Annotated in this window: 21 protein-coding genes and 2 tRNA genes; 10 read left to right on the plus strand and 13 right to left on the minus strand. The window is 65.1% G+C overall.

Annotation, left to right across the window (positions count from 1 at the left end; translation table 11 throughout):
• Positions 1-291: 291 nt before the first annotated feature.
• From BM171_RS15675 to BM171_RS15705, 7 genes are all read right to left on the minus strand, one after another.
• Positions 292-366: transfer RNA gene (locus BM171_RS15675), tRNA-Glu, on the minus strand.
• Between the two features lie 113 nt (positions 367-479).
• Positions 480-554: transfer RNA gene (locus tag BM171_RS15680), tRNA-Glu, on the minus strand.
• A 66-nt stretch (positions 555-620) separates the two neighbouring features.
• Complete coding sequence (recJ, locus tag BM171_RS15685; protein ID WP_093014604.1) at positions 621-2,390, minus strand: single-stranded-DNA-specific exonuclease RecJ; 1,770 nt, start codon at positions 2,388-2,390, stop codon at positions 621-623.
• 45 nt (positions 2,391-2,435) lie between these two features.
• On the minus strand, positions 2,436-3,401 hold the full coding sequence (gene glpX / locus BM171_RS15690; RefSeq protein WP_093014607.1) for a class II fructose-bisphosphatase: 966 nt from the start codon (positions 3,399-3,401) through the stop codon (positions 2,436-2,438).
• Positions 3,402-3,479: 78 nt separating this feature from the next.
• Positions 3,480-3,884: an NUDIX domain-containing protein gene (locus BM171_RS15695; protein ID WP_093014610.1), complete on the minus strand. Its 405-nt coding sequence runs from the start codon at positions 3,882-3,884 to the stop codon at positions 3,480-3,482.
• Between the two features lies 1 nt (position 3,885).
• Entirely contained in the window at positions 3,886-5,172 is a 1,287-nt protein-coding gene (locus BM171_RS15700; RefSeq protein WP_093014613.1) for a homoserine dehydrogenase, read from the minus strand.
• A gap of 69 nt (positions 5,173-5,241) precedes the next feature.
• Entirely contained in the window at positions 5,242-5,526 is a 285-nt protein-coding gene (locus BM171_RS15705) for a hypothetical protein (protein ID WP_093014828.1), read from the minus strand.
• Between the two features lie 111 nt (positions 5,527-5,637).
• Between BM171_RS15705 and BM171_RS15710 the strand changes: the two genes are divergently transcribed.
• On the plus strand, positions 5,638-6,225 hold the full coding sequence (locus BM171_RS15710; RefSeq protein ID WP_093014616.1) for a TetR/AcrR family transcriptional regulator: 588 nt from the start codon (positions 5,638-5,640) through the stop codon (positions 6,223-6,225).
• 2 nt (positions 6,226-6,227) lie between these two features.
• Here the strand turns inward: BM171_RS15710 and BM171_RS15715 are convergent, their stop codons facing one another.
• A complete protein-coding gene (locus BM171_RS15715) occupies positions 6,228-6,674 on the minus strand; it encodes a cytochrome c (protein ID WP_245760295.1) in 447 nt (148 codons plus the stop codon).
• A 148-nt stretch (positions 6,675-6,822) separates the two neighbouring features.
• Here BM171_RS15715 and BM171_RS15720 point away from each other — a divergent pair, with 148 nt between their 5' ends.
• Positions 6,823-7,257 carry a DMT family transporter gene (locus tag BM171_RS15720; RefSeq protein ID WP_093014622.1) on the plus strand — a complete coding sequence of 145 codons (435 nt, stop codon included), beginning with the start codon at positions 6,823-6,825 and terminating at the stop codon, positions 7,255-7,257.
• Here BM171_RS15720 and BM171_RS15725 read toward each other — a convergent pair whose 3' ends face one another.
• From BM171_RS15725 to BM171_RS15740, 4 genes are all read right to left on the minus strand, one after another.
• On the minus strand, positions 7,258-7,908 hold the full coding sequence (locus BM171_RS15725) for a DUF3047 domain-containing protein (RefSeq protein ID WP_093014625.1): 651 nt from the start codon (positions 7,906-7,908) through the stop codon (positions 7,258-7,260).
• Positions 7,909-7,988: 80 nt separating this feature from the next.
• Positions 7,989-8,738, minus strand: coding sequence for a calcium-binding protein (locus BM171_RS15730; RefSeq protein WP_093014628.1), 750 nt, complete (start codon positions 8,736-8,738; stop codon positions 7,989-7,991).
• 99 nt (positions 8,739-8,837) lie between these two features.
• Positions 8,838-9,521 carry an ABC transporter ATP-binding protein gene (locus tag BM171_RS15735; RefSeq protein ID WP_093014631.1) on the minus strand — a complete coding sequence of 228 codons (684 nt, stop codon included), beginning with the start codon at positions 9,519-9,521 and terminating at the stop codon, positions 8,838-8,840.
• On the minus strand, positions 9,514-10,800 hold the full coding sequence (locus BM171_RS15740; protein ID WP_093014634.1) for a lipoprotein-releasing ABC transporter permease subunit: 1,287 nt from the start codon (positions 10,798-10,800) through the stop codon (positions 9,514-9,516). Before BM171_RS15740 ends, BM171_RS15735 begins: the two co-directional genes overlap by 8 nt.
• Positions 10,801-10,915: 115 nt before the next feature.
• On the opposite strand from BM171_RS15740, the gene BM171_RS15745 reads away from it, so the two are divergent.
• The 4 genes from BM171_RS15745 to BM171_RS15760 are packed head-to-tail and all read left to right on the plus strand — an operon-like array spanning position 10,916 to position 13,310.
• A complete protein-coding gene (locus BM171_RS15745; protein ID WP_093014637.1) occupies positions 10,916-11,557 on the plus strand; it encodes an NAD(P)-dependent oxidoreductase in 642 nt (213 codons plus the stop codon).
• Between the two features lie 32 nt (positions 11,558-11,589).
• The gene (locus BM171_RS15750; protein WP_093014640.1) at positions 11,590-11,916 is read left to right on the plus strand and encodes a DnaJ family domain-containing protein; all 327 of its coding nucleotides are present in this window, start codon (positions 11,590-11,592) and stop codon (positions 11,914-11,916) included.
• Between the two features lie 39 nt (positions 11,917-11,955).
• Entirely contained in the window at positions 11,956-13,074 is a 1,119-nt protein-coding gene (locus BM171_RS15755) for a pyridoxal phosphate-dependent aminotransferase (RefSeq protein ID WP_093014643.1), read from the plus strand.
• Between the two features lie 56 nt (positions 13,075-13,130).
• Positions 13,131-13,310, plus strand: a complete 180-nt coding sequence (locus BM171_RS15760) for a hypothetical protein (protein ID WP_093014645.1) — start codon at positions 13,131-13,133, stop codon at positions 13,308-13,310.
• On the opposite strand, the gene BM171_RS15765 is transcribed toward BM171_RS15760, so the two are convergent.
• On the minus strand, positions 13,307-14,503 hold the full coding sequence (locus BM171_RS15765) for a pyridoxal-phosphate-dependent aminotransferase family protein (protein WP_093014648.1): 1,197 nt from the start codon (positions 14,501-14,503) through the stop codon (positions 13,307-13,309). The two genes, BM171_RS15760 and BM171_RS15765, sit on opposite strands and share 4 nt — an antisense overlap.
• 171 nt (positions 14,504-14,674) lie before the next feature.
• Between BM171_RS15765 and BM171_RS15770 the strand changes: the two genes are divergently transcribed.
• The 4 genes from BM171_RS15770 (at position 14,675) to BM171_RS15785 (ending at position 18,775) form a co-directional block, all read left to right on the plus strand.
• Positions 14,675-15,379, plus strand: a complete 705-nt coding sequence (locus tag BM171_RS15770; RefSeq protein WP_093014831.1) for a tyrosine-protein phosphatase — start codon at positions 14,675-14,677, stop codon at positions 15,377-15,379.
• The gene (locus tag BM171_RS15775; protein WP_342741999.1) at positions 15,376-17,175 is read left to right on the plus strand and encodes an ABC transporter ATP-binding protein; all 1,800 of its coding nucleotides are present in this window, start codon (positions 15,376-15,378) and stop codon (positions 17,173-17,175) included. Before BM171_RS15770 ends, BM171_RS15775 begins: the two co-directional genes overlap by 4 nt.
• Positions 17,176-17,237: 62 nt before the next feature.
• Positions 17,238-17,978, plus strand: a complete 741-nt coding sequence (gene ygfZ, locus BM171_RS15780) for a CAF17-like 4Fe-4S cluster assembly/insertion protein YgfZ (RefSeq protein WP_093014651.1) — start codon at positions 17,238-17,240, stop codon at positions 17,976-17,978.
• Entirely contained in the window at positions 17,975-18,775 is an 801-nt protein-coding gene (locus BM171_RS15785; RefSeq protein WP_093014654.1) for a fructosamine kinase family protein, read from the plus strand. Before ygfZ ends, BM171_RS15785 begins: the two co-directional genes overlap by 4 nt.
• Positions 18,776-18,876: the final 101 nt, after the last annotated feature.

Consider the following 18,876-nt stretch of genomic DNA (forward strand, 5'->3'; position numbering starts at 1 on the left):
CGCCGCCGCCCCGTCTGGCGCCCCAACCGCGCCTCAGCGCCGCCGGTGAAGCGCTATCTACGGATACCTCTCCAAACCCGCAAGAAGAAAATTCGGATTTTGTCAGATTTTTTTCATACAGCCTGCCAAGTGGCTGTTTTTTCGGCTAAATCGATAGTGCCCAAAAGCCTGCTCACCTGCTTGCTCGCACCGAGACCGGCCAAGCCTCGCTCCGACAGGTCGGCTGAATCGCCTGACAAGCGCGGGAAACACTCCAAGGCGCGGATTCTGTCGTCGATATGGGAGAAGGGATGGCAGCCCGTAGGGGAATCGAACCCCTCTTTCCAGGTTGAAAACCTGGCGTCCTAACCGATAGACGAACGGGCCATCCTGTATCGGGCCTAGAGCAAGGCCCGCGCCGAGGCAAGTGCCCTTCTTCCCGCCGCATCGTCGCTCGATCCTGAGAGGGTCGATCCATCCGCTGCGTATGGGAGAAAAGGTGGCAGCCCGTAGGGGAATCGAACCCCTCTTTCCAGGTTGAAAACCTGGCGTCCTAACCGATAGACGAACGGGCCATGCCGTGGCGTGGGCGGTGTTTAGAAAAAGCCGCGCGGCGCTGCAAGAGGGATTTTCAGGAAATTTCACGCCCCAGGGAGCGCGGCGTCCTCGAGCCGGAGCTGCACGCTGCGCCGACCACGATATTCGTTGATCTCAAGCCGGCCGGCCAGATGTACGCGCTGGCCGCGATGCTCCGACAGGGCCTTGCCCATAGGACCGTCGAACGCACCGAAGGCGATGGCGTCGATGCGCGCGCCAAGCCCATCTCCGAAGGTCAGCTTCAGATGGCCCTCGCCCACCTGCTTGGCATGGAGAATCTGCACATCGGGGAAGGCATAACGCGGCGCGGGCGCCCCAGCGCCGAAAGGCCCGGCGCGATCAACGGCCTCGATGAGGTCCACATTGGCCGCACCGCACATCAGAACCCCGTCGAGCGTGAGGTCCGCAGCCCCGCCCTGCCCCGCGCCTTGCTTTGCCAGCAATTCGGACAGGCGCGCCATCGCTTCTTCGAGCCGATCCTGGGCAACCGTCAGCCCGGCGGCCATCTTGTGACCGCCGCCTTTTATCAAGAGACCTTCGCTCGCAAGCCGCTGGATCGACGCGCCGAGATCAACGCCGGCGACCGACCGGCCCGATCCCTTGCCTTCGCCGCCGTCGAATCCGATGACGATGGCGGGGCGATTGGTCATCTCCTTGAGGCGCGAGGCCACGATGCCGACCACCCCCGGATGCCAGCCCTCCCCGGCCGCCCAGACAAGCGGCGCATCGAGCCCGCGTGCCTCGGCCTGGGAAAGGGCCTGCGCGCGGACCACCGCCTCCACCTCCCGGCGCTCCGTGTTCAGCCGGTCGAGTTCCTCGGCCATCGCCGCGGCCTCGTGAGGATTGTCGGTCGCAAGAAGCCGCGCGCCGAGATCGGCCTTGCCGATGCGCCCGCCCGCATTCACCCGAGGGCCGAGAACATAGCCGAGGTGATAGGAACTTGGCGCCGTCTCGAGCCGGGCGACATCCGACAATGCGACAAGGCCGGGACGCGCGCGACGGGCCATCACCGCGAGCCCCTGCCGGACAAGCGCGCGATTGACGCCGCGCAACGGCGCGACATCGGCCACTGTCGCCAAAGCGACGAGGTCGAGCATCGCCATGAGATCCGGCCCCGTCTGACCTGCCTCGCGCATCTGCCGGCCGCATTCGACGAGCATCAGAAAGACGACCGCCGCAGCACCGAGATGCGCGAGCGCGCCGTCCTCGTCCTGCCGGTTCGGGTTCACGACCGCATGGGCCTCCGGCAGGGTCTCGCCCGCGAGGTGGTGATCGAGCACGACCACATCCGCGTCCGCCGCCGCCGCAATCGGGCCGTGGCTGAGGGTGCCGCAATCGACGCAGATGATAAGGTCGTGCCTGGCGGCCAGATCCGCCATAGCCGTATCGTTCGGACCATAGCCCTCATCGATCCGGTCGGGGATATAGAGCGTTGCAGCGCGTCCTTGCTGGCGGAGCCAATCGATCAGCAACGCGGCGGACGCGCCACCATCCACATCGTAATCGGCGAAGATCGCAATCCGCTCCTTCCCGGAGACGGCCTTGAGAACGCGGCTCGCGGCGCGCTCCATATCGCGCAGGCTGCGCGGATCGGGGAGGAGGTCGCGAAGACGCGGCTCGAGAAAGCCTTCCACCATTTCCGGTGTGACACCAAGGCGCGCGAGCGTTCCGCACAGCGCCGGAGCAAGGCCGGTTTCCTGCTGCGTCGCCTCAGCGAGCCGCTGCACCTCGGCGCTCGGGCCGACCCAGCGCCGGCCGGTCAGGGATTGCGACACACCGAGATACGCGGGCGATTCCTGACCCGCCGCTCTCACTGCCGTTATTGCGTTGCCGTCACCCGCCAAGACCAGCGCCAGGGCTCAGCGCGTCGGGTTGCGGTAAACCATGCGGCGCACCGACCCGGTCTTGGACCGCATGAGAATCGTCTCGGTCGTCAGGTAGCCGACCTCGCGCTTGATGCCCGGCAATAGCGAGCCACTTGTCACGCCGGTCGCGGCGAAGATCACGTGGTCGGTGACCATGTCGTCGCGCGCATAGATCTTGTCGAGATCGGTGATACCGGCCTTTTCGGCCCGGCCGCGTTCGTCGTCATTGCGGAAAAGCAGACGACCGTAGATTTGACCGCCCATGCATTTGAGCGCCGACGCGGCAAGAACGCCTTCGGGTGCGCCGCCCTGCCCCATATACATGTCGATCCCGGTCATTGCCGGTTCGGCGGTGTGCATGACGCCGGCCACGTCGCCGTCGGTGATCAGCCGGATCGCAGCGCCGGTGGAGCGGACCTCGCCGATCATCTCTTCGTGGCGGGGACGCTCGAGGATGCAGACAGTGATCTCGTCGAGCTGGCAGCCTTTCGCTTTCGCCAGGGCCTCGACACGCTCGCGCGGGCTCATGTCGAGGGTGACGACACCCTCGGGATAGCCGGGTCCGATCGCGAGCTTGTCCATGTAGACGTCCGGCGCGTGCAGCATCGTGCCGCGCGGGCCCATCGCGATCACCGTCAGCGCGTTCGGCATATCCTTGGCGGTAAGCGTCGTGCCTTCGAGCGGATCGAGCGCGATGTCGACACCCGGCCCCGTGCCGTTGCCCACTTCCTCCCCGATGTAAAGCATCGGTGCTTCGTCCCGTTCGCCCTCACCAATGACGACGACGCCCTTGATGTCGAGCCGGTTGAGTTGGTCGCGCATCGCGTTGACGGCAGCTTGATCGGCGGCCTTCTCGTCGCCGCGCCCGATGAAATCGGCAGAGGCGATGGCGGCCTGTTCAGCGACACGGGCAAGCCCGAGAGACAGCATACGGTCGTTGAAATCCTGGGGCGCGCTCATCAATACTCTCCGATATGAATGCAATATGTCGAGCTCACTCCTAGCGCGGGCCGTCACGGGGGCGCAAGGCAGTGTGCGCTAACGGCCAGCCATGGTCAGGTGGTAGACCGCGCGAAGGGTCAGTCGGTCGACATCCCGGCTCATCAGCAGCTTGCCCGCGACGACGCCCTGAACGTCGAACCAGCGCGCCTCTTCCGCATCATCGGCGGCCTGAGCGTCGCCCTTTGCATCGATGCAAAGCCACGCATCGAGTTCATAGAGCAGACCTGCACGGGACAGGGTGAGCGTGCCGAGAGGCGTTCCTGCCGTCGCCTGAAGACCGGTTTCCTCGAAGAGCTCGCGGATCGCGCAATCGAGCGCAGTCTCTCCGGGCTCGCGTTTGCCGCCCGGAAACCCCCAGAGGCCCGCATCGGGACGGTGCGAGCGGCGCACCAGGAGCGCCGCCCCCTCCCGGATCACCACCGCGAGGGAGGCGCGGATCACCTCAGACCTGCTCGATCCTGAGCGCGACAGGATCGCTCGCCAGAACGCCCGTGCGGCTCATCGCGCCGAGCGCGCGGTCGAGCGCATCGCGCGTGGTCTTGTGTGTCACGATCAGAACCGGCGCGCTGTCAGAGGAATGATCGTATTGCCGCATCCGGTTGATCGAGATGCCCGCCTCGCCAAGCGCGGTCGCGACTTTCGCCAGCGCGCCGGGTTTGTCGAGAAGGCGCATCCGCAGGTAATAGGGCGCGGGCGTTGCGACCGTGGCGGGCTGGGCTTTCGTCAGGGCGCTGGCGGGCTTGCCGAAGGTCGGGATCCTGAGGCCCCGCGCGATATCCATCACGTCGCCCATCACGGCAGACGCGGTCGGCCCCTCGCCCGCACCCGCGCCGCGCAGCACGATCTGCCCGACCATGTCGCCTTCGATCACCACCATGTTGGTGCCGCCGTCGAGCTGGCCGAGCGGCGAGGTCTGCGGCACGAGACACGGAGCCATTCGCTGCTCGAGCCCCCGGCCCGTCATGCGCGCAACGCCCAGAAGCTTGATCTTGTAGCCCATATCGGCGGCCTGCCGGATATCGTCGATCGAGACCTTGCCGATTCCCTCGAGATCGACGCCGCTGAAGGCGACCTCGGTGCCGAAGGCGATGGAGGCGAGAAGCGCGAGCTTGTGCCCGGCATCGATGCCGCCCACGTCCAGCTCCGGATCGGCTTCGAGGTAGCCCAGATCGTCCGCCTCCTCGAAGGCCTCGCGATAGCTGAGCCCGGCGCTTTCCATACGGGTCAGGATGTAATTGCAGGTACCGTTCATCACGCCCATCACGCGCGTGACCTCGTTGCCGGCAAGCCCTTCGGTGAGCGCCTTGATAACCGGAATTCCGCCTGCGACCGCCGCTTCGAACCGGAGCGCCGCGCCGTTCTCCTCGGCGAGCGTTGCAAGCTTCTGGCCATGATGGGCCAGCATCGCCTTGTTCGCGGTCACGACATCCTTGCCAGAGGCAAGCGCGGCTTCGGTCGCGGCCTTGGCCGGTCCGTCCGAGCCGCCCATCAGCTCGACGAGCACGTCGATATCGTCGCGCCGCGCCAGCGCTACCGGATCGTCGACCCATTCGTAGGCCGAAAGGCTGACGCCGCGATCCTTGTCGCGATTGCGGGCGGAGACGGCGACGATCTCGACGGGGCGTCCGGTCCGTGTCGCCAGGAGATTGGCTTTCTGCCGAACGATCTTCACGACGCCCGCACCTACGGTGCCGAGACCTGCAATCCCCAGTCGCAGCGGGTCAGACATGAAGGAAGCTCCCTGGTTCTTTGTGCTCGTCGCCCCTCTAGCCGGTCGGCGGGCAGGCTGCAACGTGGGTTAGCGCGTCGCAACGCCCCCGGCCATCCGGCGACGCGTGGCGGCATCTATGACCGGCCCCTGAAGAGCCGCCGCGCGCCCGCGCAGCGCCGCCGCACGCGCTTCGACACCGGCGCGAACCTCGGGCGTCGCGCGCGCTGCGGAGCCGCGAAGAAGCTGGTCGATGGGCAGAAGATCGGGATAAGGCGCATCCGCGACACCGGGCGTTGCGGTGGCGTCGAGCTCGGGGAACTGCGTGCAGGCCGTGGCAAGCCCGGTCATCAGCAGGAAGAGAGCAAGGCGCATCCGGTCTCCAACAAGCGTATCCCCATGCCAAGACGTCTTGCCCGACACCCCGTCGCTTGGCAAGGATGAAGCCGCTTGATCTGAACGGGTGTTCATATCATCCTTTCGCGCATGGCGCGTACCCGAGGCTCACATTCCGATATCACCGGCCCCCGCGTCGAACGCGCGGCGCTGCGGTTGTTCGCAAAACACGGCTACGCCGCCGTCTCCATGCGCCAGATCGCGACAGAAGTCGGCGTGCAGGCGGGCGCGCTCTATAACTACACGCCCGACAAGCAGATGCTGCTCGTCTCGCTGATGAAGACTCACATGCAGGATCTGTTGGCCGCCTACGAGGCGTGGCCTAAGCCGGTCGATCCGCTCGGGCGTCTCGAGGCGTTCACGCGGTTTCACCTCAGCTTCAACTCAGAGCGTCCGGAAGCGGTCTTTATTTCATACATGGAGCTGCGGAATCTGACGCCCGAGCATTTCAACGAAATCGCCGCCTTGCGTAGCCGCTACGAAAGAGCCCTCGTCGAGATCCTCGAGGATGGCGTGCAAGACGGCATCTTCCAGCTCGAGGACGCCCGTGTGACCGCGTTCGCGATCATCGGCATGCTGACGCAGGTCAACACCTGGTTCCGCGAGGACGGACGTCTCTCGCGCGCCGATGTCGAAGCGCTCTACTGGACGATGGTACAGCGGCTCGTATCCGCCTGACGCTACCGCGCCGCCTGGATCGAGCGCAGATATTCCGTGATCGCCACAAGCTTGCGCGGTGTCGGGGTCAGGACGCCATCGCCGCTGTCGTAAGGAACCAGCTCACCCGACAGCAGCTCACCGAATTCCGGCATGGCCGGCCCGTCAATATCCGATCTCGCGTAGCCGTCGATCGTCGAGAGGACCCGTGCCGTCGGGAAGGTGTCGCCCGAGCGCACGCTGAGTAGCGTGAGATTCTTCGGCGGCACGCGCATCGCGCGCGCCATGCGTCCGTCGCCTTTCGCGTCCGCTCCATGACAGGCCGCGCAATACTCCATGAAGAGTTGCTCGCCCTCGGCAGCGCTCGGCATGCCGGCGCTCGCCGCCGTGGTCGTCTGCATTCCGGTCTCGTCGCACGCCGCAAGCGTTGCGACTGCCAGCCCCAAAGCCATCAAACCTGTCGTTTTCATCTGTCCTGCCCTTTTGTCTCGTGCCCTTTCATTTTCTCGCGCCTCGGGGCCGGTGGCGCAAGCCCCGGATGACGGAGCGACATCTTTCGGCGTGACTTGACCGCCAAGGCGCGCCAGGGTCCACGCGGCTCAGCGGAGAGGAATTGGAATGCTGCACTATGCCTCGATCATGCTTCTCGCCGGGATTGGCATTCCGTTGCTCGCGGCTTTGAATGCCGCGCTTGGCGTCAGGATCGGATCGCCCGCAGGCGCAGCGGCGATCCTGTTCACGGTCGCGTTCATCGCGGCGGGGCTCGTGGCGCTGCTGACGGGCCCGCAGGCGATCCTGAGAGCTGCCGATGCGCCAAGGCATCTGTTCCTCGCAGGGCTGCTCGTTGCCTTCTACGTGCTGTCGATCACCTATGTCGCGCCGCATTTCGGCATCGGGAACGCGGTGTTCTTCGTGCTTTTGGGGCAGCTTATCTCAGCGGCGATCATCGACCAGTTCGGCCTTTTCGGAGCGCGCCCGTCCCCGCTGACGATGACGCGGGCGACGGGGATCGCGGTGATGGCGCTCGGTGTCTGGATCACGCAGAAAGCGTGATCACTCGACAACAAAGTTGCTGACGCTCGCGTCGATCGAGGTCTCCGTATCGTCACTGTCGCCCGAGATTGCGACGCCGACCAGCGCGCCCGGCTGAGTGCCGAACGCTGCCTCGTGATCCGCCGCGAGATCGACGCTCTCCTCATGCGCGCCGGTGCCCGACGGGCGCAGAACAACGGTCTTGCCGCGCTCTCCAAGATAGGGGCTGTCGAGCATCTCCCCGCGTTCGTGATCGCCGCCCCAGACGTAGACGAGTGCGCGAATGTCGTCCTCGTTCAGAAGGCTGGTGATCGCGACGCCCTGCATCTCCTCCGCGCGGTCTTCGGGCAGGAAAACGAAATAGACGGCGAGATTGCGGTCATCTCCGCCCTTTTGCGAAAGGTCGGTCGGCGGCACGCCTTCATCGACGCCCCAGGACCAGCTGGCCGACCTCGCGCTCCAGTTTTCTTCGGCCAAGGGACGATAGGCGATCGACACAGTCCCGTCCGATCCGACCGCGAGCGTGTCGCCGTTGAAATCATAGTCGTTGCCCGAGAAGAGCGAGAAGCGCTGGACTTTCCACGCGTCGTCGAAGGGCACGCTGGCGGCGAACGCGGCGCCAGCGGCGGCAAGGGTCAAGGCTCCGGCGGCGAGGGTCGATATGATACGCATAAGGGACGTCCTTTCGTTTCGCACACACACGAGGCTAGCCCGCATGGCTGTTTCAACGAAAAACGTCTGCGTGACGGATGTCAGAGCGTCGAAGGGCCGATGAAGGCAATCCGATCCTCGGGAATGGCTTCGGTCAGCCCATCCAGCGAGATCACCGTGCCATCCGACAGAGTGACGATCACGCCCGTCGCTGTGACGGTCTGGCTCTCGATTTCCGGGGCAGGCTCGGCATCGTAGCGCACGATGATCTGGTCGTCCTCGGCGTTGAAATCGGTGATCGCCGCAGTCCCGCCAACCGAGAAGACATCCGCGCCCGCCCCGCCGGTCCCCTGGTCACCGGCACCGAGCTCGAGAAAGTCGTCGCCGTCGCCGCCGTCGAGCTCATCGGCCTCGTCGTCATCGCTCGTCTCGTCAGCGCCATAGAGGATGTCATCACCCGCCCCGCCTGCCAGCGTGTCGGCACCGGCACCGCCGAAGAGCGCGTCATCACCGTCCTCGCCGAAGAGCCCATCATCGCCGTCCTCGCCGAGCAGCGTGTCGTTGTCGTCGCCGCCGAAGATGTCGTCATCTCCCTCGCGGCCAAAGACGACATCGTCCCCATCTCCGGTCTCGACCGTATCGTCACCGCTAAGCGCATCGACGACATCGTCCTCGTCCGTTCCAAGCAGCGCATCGGCGAGCGGGCCGCCTTCGACGCTAATCTCGAGCTCCTCGATATCCGGTGCGTCGGTTTCGTCTGGCTCATCGTCGCCATCGCCGAGACCCAGAAGGCCCGCGCCAACGGCCAGAGGCGTGAGTGCAACTAGCGCGAACAACAATTCCAAAGACATAAAATGCATCCATCAACGAAACCCGGAGCAAAGATGCCGCGCGATACAGGCTGAATTAGGACCCGTTTGAGACAATTTGCGACAATAGTCCGGCGCCCGTCAAAGCGCCCGCAGCTGCCCCTGGTCGAGCTGCACCTGCCGATCCATCCGCGAGGCAAGCTCGTGATTGTGCGTTGCGATTACGGCCGAAAGGCCCGTTTCGCGCACCAGCGCCATGAGCGCGGCAAATACCCTGTCCGATGTTTCGGGGTCGAGATTGCCCGTGGGCTCGTCTGCGAGAAGCAGCCGCGGCTTGTTCGCCATCGCGCGGCAGAAAGCAACGCGCTGCTGCTCGCCGCCCGACAGGGCAGCAGGCCGATGCCGCGCGCGGTCCGCGATGCCGACGCTGTCGAGCAGCGTCATTGCCCGCGCCTCCGCCTCGCGAGAGCCCGCCCCATTCGCGAGCTGCGGCAGGACCACGTTCTCGAGCGCGGTGAACTCGGGAAGAAGGTGGTGGAACTGGTAGACGAAGCCCACGCTGTCGCGGCGTACCGCGGTGCGTTTGCGATCGTTCTCGCCGCTCATCTCCTCGCCGCCGATCACGACGCGGCCGTCGTCGGGCGTATCGAGAAGGCCCGCAATGTGAAGAAGCGTTGACTTGCCCGCGCCCGATGGCGCGACGAGGGCCACCACCTCGCCCTCGCCGACGCTGAGATCGACCTCGCGCAGAACGCGAATTTCGTTCCGCAAGCCCTTGTTATATATCTTGGTAATGCGTTCGAGGCGGAGCACCGTGTCATTCATAGCGCAGCGCCTCCACCGGGTTCATCCGCGCCGCGCGGCGGGCGGGAAAGATCGTGACGAGGAAGGACAGACCCAGCGACAGGCCCACCGCCGACATCACATCGCCGAACTCGAGCTTGGCGGGCAGCTGGTAGAGGCCGCGCACCGAAGGATCCCAGACCCCGCCTCCCGCGACGAAGTTCACCGCCGAGAAGATCGGGTCGATATAGATCGCGAAAAGGCACCCCAGGATGACGCCCGCCACGGTGCCGATGATCCCGGTGAAGGCCCCGCAGATGAAGAAGACCCGAAGCACCGCGCCTTCCGTCAGTCCCATCGTCCGAAGGATTCCGATATCCCGTCCCTTGTTCTTCACAAGCATGATGAGCCCCGAGGTGATGTTCATCGCCGCGATCAGAACGAGGATCGACAGGATGACGAACATCACGTTGTCTTCGACCTCGAGGGCGGAAAGAAAGCCGCCAGAGGCGTCCTGCCATGTCCAGAGATAGGCGCCCTCGCCCGCCGCAGCCGCGATCGCCGCTCGGTACTGACCGATATTTTCGGGATTCTCGACCATGACCTCGATCTCGTCGGCCTGCCCTTCGCGATTGAAGTAGAGCTGCGCCTCTTCGAACGGCATGTAGATGCGCGTGCGGTCGATGTCGTAGCGCCCGGCCGAGAAGACGTAGATCACGTCATAGGACTTCACGCGCGGGCTCTGGCCGAAGGCGGTCTTCACCCCGTCAGGCGAGATCAGCTTGACCTGATCGCCAAGCCCCACGCCCAGCTCGCGCGCAACGCCGGAGCCGATCGCGATGCCGCTGTCGTACTCGTCGATATTTCCGATGCCGGTCTCGGGATCAACGATGCGCGGCAGGGTCTGGAGATCCTCGGCGCGCGTGCCGAACACCTCGACGCCGGAATTGCGCCCATTGGCATTGGCCATGACCTGGCCACGCACGATGGCTGCGGCATGGGTCACGCCCTCGACCTCGGCGATGCTCGCCGCGCGTTCCTCGAAATCCTGGAAGGTGCGGATGGAATTGCCCGCCGCGTCCTGCGTGCCGCCCGAATAGACCGAAGCATGGGCGTTCGCGCCGAGGATCGTGTCGACGAATTCCGCCCGAAAACCCGAGCGGACCGCCAGCGTCGCAATCAGGGCGAAAACCGCGAGGGTGATGCCGACAAGGCTGATCCAGGTCATCACGCTGACGCCCCCCTCGGCGCGTTTCGCGCGAAGGTATCGCCAGGCGATCATCCATTCGAACCCCGCGAAGGGGGCGGTGCGTCGGGCCATGAGGCTGCCTTTCTGTAGCTCGCGCCTAGGTGATCGCTTGCCGCGTGCGGGTCAAGCGTGGGGCGTCTTTTCTTCGGCGCGCGCACGCTTAGGTGATAGCCAAAGGAGAACCACCATGACCCGTATCCTCGTAATCGGCGCGTCCAAGGGCATCGGCCTTGAGGTCGTCAAACAGGCATTGAGCCGCAACCACGAGGTCCGCGCCTTCGCCCGGAGCGCGGACAAGATCGAACTCGACGCGGCTGGACTCGAACGCTGGCCCGGCGACGCCACCTCGGCGGGCGATCTTGCCCCGGCCCTCGACGGCGTGGACGCGGTCGTCTCCTGCCTCGGCATCGAGGAAAGCGTCTCGATGATCTGGAAGCCGGTCTCACTGTTCTCGAAATCGACCGAAGCGCTTTTGCCGCTGATGGAAGAGAAAGGCCCCAAACGCCTCCTGATCGTTACCGGGATCGGTGCGGGCGAGTCGATCGAGGCGCTCAGCTGGATCGAGCGGCAGGGCCATTCCTTCCTTCTGGGCGAGCCTTACAAGGACAAGACCCGGCAGGAAGAGATGGTCAAGGCAAGCTCGCTCGACTGGACCATCGCGCGCCCGACGATCCTTCGAAACCGCAAGGGAACGGGACGTTACAAGGTGCTGACAGACCCAAAGAGCTGGCGGATGGGCCTTATCCCGCGCGGCGATGTCGCGCATTTCCTGGTCCAGGCGATCGAGGACGGCGCACATATCCGCGAGGCACCGGTCCTCACCTCTTGAGCAATTCAGCGCACGCGGCATAGACTTTTGTCATGTCGCTCTTTGCCCAGATCGCCGAACAGAAGATGCAGGAAGCGCTCAAGGACGGCGTCTTCGACAATCTGCCGGGTGCGGGCAAGCCGCTAAGCGATCTCAGCACCTCTGACGGGCTCGATCCGATCACACGGGCAGGCTACCGGATCATGTCCGAAGCGGGCGCCATTCCGCAGGAGCTGGAGCTGCGGAACCTGCTGCGCGAGGCGCAGGCGGAACTCGCGCAGGAGGCAGATCCCGAACGGCGCGCGATGCTGATGCGCCGCGTCACCGATCTTGGCCTGCGCCATGCGCTCGCCAAGGAAGCGCGGCTCCGCGGACGCTGACCCCTTGCCGCCGGGGCCGCGGATTGCATACTCGCGCCCATGACCGGACCCAGATTGACCCGACTCGCCCAGACGCTTCCCTCCGACGTGCCGTTCATCGGCCCCGAAGAGCAGGAGCGGACGATGGGCCGCCCCTTCCGCGCCCGGATCGGCGCGAACGAATCCGTCTTCGGCCCCTCTCCGCGCGCCGTCGAAGCGCTGAGCGCCGCTGCGCCGGAGGCCTGGATGTATTCCGATGCCTCGAACCACGAGCTCATCGCCGCGCTTGCTGAACATATGGACGCGCGGCCCGAGAACATCGTCGTCGGCGCAGGCATCGACGGGCTTCTGGGCGTGCTCGTCCGCGTTCTGGTGGAACCAGGCGACGCGGTCGTGACCACGAACGGCGCGTATCCGACCTTCAACTACCATGTGACCGGCTTCGGCGGCGTGCTCCACAAGGTGCCGTTCCGCGAGGACCGCGAAGATCTGCCGGCGCTCTTCGCCAAGGCGGCCGAGGTCGACGCGAAGATCGTCTACATGTCGAACCCGGACAACCCGATGGGCTCCTGGTGGACTGGCCGCGAGATCGAAGAGGCGCTGGATCTCATTCCCGACGGCACGCTCTTCCTTCTCGACGAGGCGTATATCGAGTTCGCCCCCGAGGGCACCGCGCCGAGAATCGATCCCGAAGATCCGCGCGTCATCCGCACCCGGACCTTCTCCAAAGCGCATGGGCTCGCCGCGATGCGCGTCGGTTACGCCTGTGCCGCCGCGCCGCTCATCAAGGCGTTCGACAAGGTGCGAGACCATTTCGGCATGACGCGACCTGGCCAGGAAGCTGCACTCGCCTCCCTGAACGACAAGGTCTGGCTGGAGGAAGTGCGCGCCGAAGCGGCGAAATCCAAGGCGCGGATCGCCAAGATCGCCGAAGCGAACGGTCTGACACCCCTGCCCTCGGCGACAAACTTCGTAGCCATCGATTGCGGGCGCGACGGGGCCTTTGCAAAGGCGATTCTCGATGCGCTGGTGGCGCGGGGCGTTTTCGTACGGATGCCGTTCGCCGAGCCGCAGAACCGCTGTATCCGGGTCAGTTGCGGCAGCCCGCAAGACCTCGATGTCTTCGCCGAGGTTCTTCCCCACGCGATAGAGGACGCGAAAGCCGCGCAAGCAGGCTAGGGCTTTCCTTAACGTCAATCTGTATTATCGTCTCCGCTATCGACGGAGGCGAAGCCATGCGCGATCACACCCCAAGCCGGGCCCCGGATTTCACCAATGCCGCGCTGATCATGGGCGGGGTGAATCTCGTCTGGATATTCGGCGTGGTCTGGGCGCTCTACGGGCTCCTGCCCGTCCTGCTGATCGGCTGGGGGCTCAATCGCTGGATCGACCGGCTCGCGGCACGGCGCGGCTAACCTTCTGCAATCACCCGTGCCGCCGCCGAGACGCCGCCGGCCCCATGAGGCACCGCAAGCGCCGCGAGTCCGGCTTCGACGGTCCCGAGAAGCCCTAGGATCATGTGCGCGTTCACATGGCCCATATGGCCGAACCGGAAGAACCCCTCGCCCTTGGGATCGCCCTCTTCGGACATGCCGAGCCCGATTCCGAGCGTTACGCCCGCCTGCTCCGCCGTCCAGGCACGCAGACGCGCCCCGTGTGGCGCGCCGAGGCGGAGCGCGGTGACTGCGTGGCTGCGATGCGCCGGATCGGCGACGTTGAGGCGCAACGGCCCGTCCTCTCCCCAGGTCTCGGCCGCGGCCCAGATCGCGCGAGCAAGAACGGCGTGCCGCGCCCAGACCGCCTCCATCCCCTCGGCATGGATAAGATCGAGCGCTGCGCGCAACCCGTAGAGGTGGTGCGTGGGAGCTGTGCCTCCGAAATACTGGTAGAACATCTCGGGCGCGGCCCGCTCGCTCCAGTCCCAGTAGCGCGAAACGCGGGGCATCTTCGCCCTGACCGCCGCCGCGCGATCGTTGAAGAACACAAAGCCCAGCCCCGGCGGCACCATCAGGCCCTTCTGCGACGCGGTGATCATCAGATCGGCGCCCCAGAGATCCATCTCGAACCGGTCACAGCCAAGCGAGGCGATGCAATCGACCGCGAGCAGCGCGGGATGCCCCGCTTCCTCGAGCGCGCGGCGGCATTCGGCGATATCGGAGCGAATCGAGCTCGATGTATCGACATGCACCGTCAGCACGGCCTTGATCTTCTGGCCCTTGTCCTCGAGGAGCCGCGCCTTCAGAGCCTCTGGATCGACCGGCGCTTGCTTGCCGAACTCCAGGAGATCGACCTCGATCCCCATCGCGCGCGCCATCTCCGCCCAGCCATGCCCGAACCGGCCGGTCGCGCAGACAAGCACACTCTCGCCCGGCATGACGATGTTGGAGAGAGCCGCTTCCCACGTCCCGTGCCCGTTGGCGATGTAGATCGCCACATGCCCGTCCGTCCGCGCGACGCGCTTCAGATCCGGGATCAGCCCGTCCACCATCGTCGGCAGTTCGCCCTCGTAGATGTTCGGCGAGGCGCGGTGCATCGCCTGGAGGACAGCGTCGGGCATGACCGATGGGCCCGGAATGGCAAGATACGGACGGCCATGAGCAAGGGACATTGAGCAGCCTTTCGATGGATGACGGCGCATCTTGCAGATGCAGCCGCGCGACCCTACCTCGACGCGGCGCGAGGTCAATGTAGGGCGACAATCCGGCCGGCACCGTGGCTAAGGCCTTTTCCCATCGCGCCCGAGACGATAGACCCGCCTCGCAAGGTAATGTCGGACGTTATGAGCAAGACTTTCTGGACCCGGATCGGTGACGCCGAAAGGCAGATCATGCGCTCTTTTGGCAAGGACATCACCTCGCCGAAGCAGAGATTCCTGAGTCATCTGCATTTTTCGTTCTTCGATCACGCGATCCTGCGCGGCTTCTGGACGAACTTCTTCGAGATCGCGCCTGGCGTGTACCGCTCGAACCATCCAACGCATCGCCGCTTCCGCCGCTACAAGAAGATGGGCATCAAGTCCGTCATCAATCTGCGCGGCGAGGACAAGTTTTCCTTCTATCTCTTCGAGAAGGAGATCTGCGAGGAGCTCGGCCTGACGCTGATCGACACCAAGATGTGGGCGCGCAACGCCACCAAGAGCACGCGGCTCCTCGCCGTGGTCGACGCGATGCGGACCGCCGAGAAGCCCTTGGTCTTTCACTGCAAATCCGGCGCGGATCGCACCGGCATCGCCGCCGCGATGTATCTTCTGATCTTCGAGGGAGCGAGCATCGCCGAGGCCCGCAAGCAGCTCGGCCTAAGATACGTCCATCTCAAATTCACCAAGACCGGTGTGCAGGATTACATCCTCGACGTCTACGAGGCCCGGCAGGAGAGCGGAGAGATCGGCTTTGAGGACTGGCTGCGCGACGAATATGACGCAAGCCGCATTCAGGCGGCCTTCGATGCGAACCGCCCGGCCAAAGACGTGGCCCTTCCGGCATGAGCGCGAGGGGCCCCTTAAAGACCACCGAGGATTACGAGGCCGGTGAGGACAACACCTTCGGCGAGCGTATGGGCCTGATCGCCTGGATCAGCCGCGATTATCTCGCCAAGCACTGGATCTGGTTCATCGCCGCCTTCATCTTCATGTCCATCGAGGGCGCGATGTTCGGCGCACTCTCGTACATGATGAAGCCGATGTTCGACCGGGTCTTCGTTGGCGGCGAAGCCGACATGATCGGACTTGTTGGCCTCATCTTCTTCGGGATCTTCTTTATCCGCGCGGTCGCGGGAATCGCGCAGAAGACGATCCTCGGACGTGTCAGCCAGATCAGCATCAACGAGCTGCGCGAGGATCTCTTGCGCCACGTGATGCGGCTCGACGGCTCGTTCCACCAAAGCTACGGGCCGGGCTACCTGATGCAGCGTCTCAACGGCGATGTTGCCACGATCAATTCGGTCTGGAAGGCGCTCATCACCGGCGCGGGGCGCGATGTGGTGGCGCTGTTCTCGCTCTTCGGGGTGGCCTTCTTCATCGATTGGCGCTGGACGCTGGTCGCGCTCGTGGGGGCGCCGCTGCTCATCATGCCCGCCTTCGCGATCCAGCGCTTTCTGCGCGGCACGTCTCGGCGCGCGAGGGACATGCAGGCCGGGCTCTCCACTCGCCTCAACGAAATTTTCACCGGTATCGTCCCGATCAAGCTCAATACGCTTGAGACTTACCAGGCCGGGCGGTTCGCGTCGCTGGCAGACCGGCTCCTGGCGGTGCGTATCCGCGCGGCCGCAGCGTCCGCCGCCGTGCCGGGGCTGATCGATATCATGTCGGGCATGGGCTTCGCTGCCGTTCTCTATTTCGGTGGCTCCGAGATCATGTCGGGCGAAAAGACCGTCGGCGATTTCGTCGCCTTCTTCACCGCGATCGGCCTCGCCTTCGAGCCTCTGCGGCGCCTCGGCAGCCTGTCGGGCACGTTGCAACCCGCGATCGCGGGGCTCGAGCGGTTGCGCGAGCTTTTCGATCTCGAACCCGACGTGCGCGATCCGGCCGATCCCAAGCCCGCCCCGAGCGGCGTGCCCGAGATCCGGCTCGACAATGTCCATGCCAGCTATGGCGACCAGGCAGTCTTGCGCGGCGCGCATTTCACCGCCGAGGCAGGCCAGGTCACCGCTCTGGTCGGCCCGTCCGGCGCGGGCAAGTCCACGATCTTCAACCTGCTCACTCGGATGATCGACCCCAGCTCGGGCGCGGTGATGCTGGACGGGGTGCCGACGACAGAGATGCGCCTCGAGGAGCTGCGCGCGCTGTTCTCGGTCGTCAGCCAGGACGCGCTTCTTTTCGACGAGTCGCTCCGCGACAACATCCTGCTAGGCCGCGACGACATTCCCGAAGAGAAGTTGCAGGCGGCGCTTGATGCGGCCCATGTCACCGCCTTCCTGCCAGATATCGACGGCGGGCTCGACGCCTCTGTCGGCCCGCGCGGCTCCAAGCTCTCGGGCGGCCAGCGACAGCGCGTCGCCATCGCCCGCGCGATCCTGCGCGACACGCCGGTCCTGCTTCTCGACGAGGCGACATCGGCGCTCGACGCCAAGGTCGAGGCGCATGTGCAGGAGGCGCTGGAGACGCTGTCGAAGGGCCGCACGACGCTCGTGATCGCGCACCGGCTGTCGACGATCCGCAACGCCGACAAGATCGTCGTGATGCAGGATGGCGCGGTCGTGCAGCAAGGCGTGCATGAAAGCCTCATCGAAAAGGGCGGCCTTTATGCCGATCTCCACAGGCTTCAATTCGACGGCAGCGAATAGCCGCTCCGGTTGCAGCCCGCCCTGCCAAGGCATAGGGTCTGGTCCAAAGATATGAGGCGACCATGAGCGAGACCGACCGCACGGTTCTGCGCGTCTCTGGGCCCGAGGCTCACCGATTCCTGCAGAACCTCGTTACCAACGACCTCGACCGTCTGGACAAGGGCCCGGTCTACACCGCCCTTCTGACACCGCAGGGCAAGTATCGCGCGGATTTCTTCGCGATTGCCGACGACGACGCGATCCTGCTCGATGTGGCGTCACACCAATCCGGCGATCTTCTGAAGGCGCTCACGCTCTACAAGCTGCGCTCCAAGGTCGAGATCGAAGAAACCGATATCGTCGTCGCGCGGGGCCTCGGGGCGGCTCCGGACGACGCGCTCACCGATCCGCGCGATCCGCGCATGGGCTGGCGCGCCTATGACGGACGCGCGTCCGAGGAAGGTGTCGATTGGGATGCGGCGCGCGTTGCCGCCGGCGTGCCGCTTGCCGGTGTCGAACTCGATCCGGACAGCTATATCCTCGAAATGGGATTCGAGCGATTGAACGGCGTCGATTTCCGTAAAGGCTGCTTCATCGGCCAAGAGGTCACCGCGCGCATGAAACACAAGACCGAGTTGAAGAAGGGTCTCGCTGTCGTGGAAGTGGAGGGCTCCGCCCCCATCGGCACCGAGATCACCGCAGACGGCAAACCCGCCGGCACGCTCTTCACACAATCGGGCGGCGCGGGCCTTGCCTATTTGCGCTTCGCGCGCGCCGTTGGCGAGATGCAGGCGGGCGACGCATCCGTGAAGGTGCAGGGATGAGCCTGCCGCAAGCCCTTCTCGACACCTATGACAGCCACGTGGTCTCGCACGAGCCGCTACATGGCGGAGATCTGTCCGAAGTCGCGCTCGTGACGCTTGGCAACGGGGATCGGCTTGTCGCCAAGCGCGGCCCCCTTGTCGACGCCGAGGGCCGGATGCTGTCGGCCATGCGGATGCTCTATGCGCCGGTGCCCGAGGTCATTCACGTCGAGCACGGTCTTCTCTGCATGGAATATCTCGAAGAGGCGACGCCAGGTCCGCGTCGTTGGCGAGAATTCGGCACAGCGCTTGCGCGGATGCATTCCTGGGCCGGTCAGGGCTATGGCTGGAACGAGGATTACGCTTTCGGCTCTTTGCGTATCGAGAACGAGACGCTGCCGACCTGGCCGGAATTCTGGGCGGAGCGCCGGCTCCTCCCCTTCCTGCCGAACCTGCCGGCCGAACTTGGTCAACGAATCGAAGCGCTCGCGGCCCGCGTCGGAGAGCGGCTTCCGCGCGATCCGAACCCTGCGCTCCTTCACGGCGATCTCTGGACCGGCAACCTTCTTTTCACGAAGGATCAGGCGGTGATGATCGACCCGGCCTGTTATTACGGGCATTCGGAAGTTGACCTGGCGATGCTGACGCTCTTCGGAGAGCCCGATACGGCGTTCTGGCGCGGCTACGGCAAACTGGAGCCCGGCTATTCCGAACGTGAAGCGATCTACAAGCTCTGGCCGGCCCTCGTCCACTTGACGCTCTTCGGGGACAGCTATCGTCCGATGGTCGAGCGCTTCCTGGCGGATGCGGAGATGTGATCCCGGTTCTTGGGTTGGCGGAAATACCTCGGGGGTGAATTGGCGGCTCCGCCGCCAAGAGGGGGCAGCGCCCCTTCCCCTCAAACGAAAATGCCCCGCGC

It is taken from the genome of Roseivivax halotolerans (assembly GCF_900115815.1).
In the GTDB taxonomy this organism is placed as follows: Bacteria; Pseudomonadota; Alphaproteobacteria; order Rhodobacterales; family Rhodobacteraceae; genus Roseivivax; species Roseivivax halotolerans.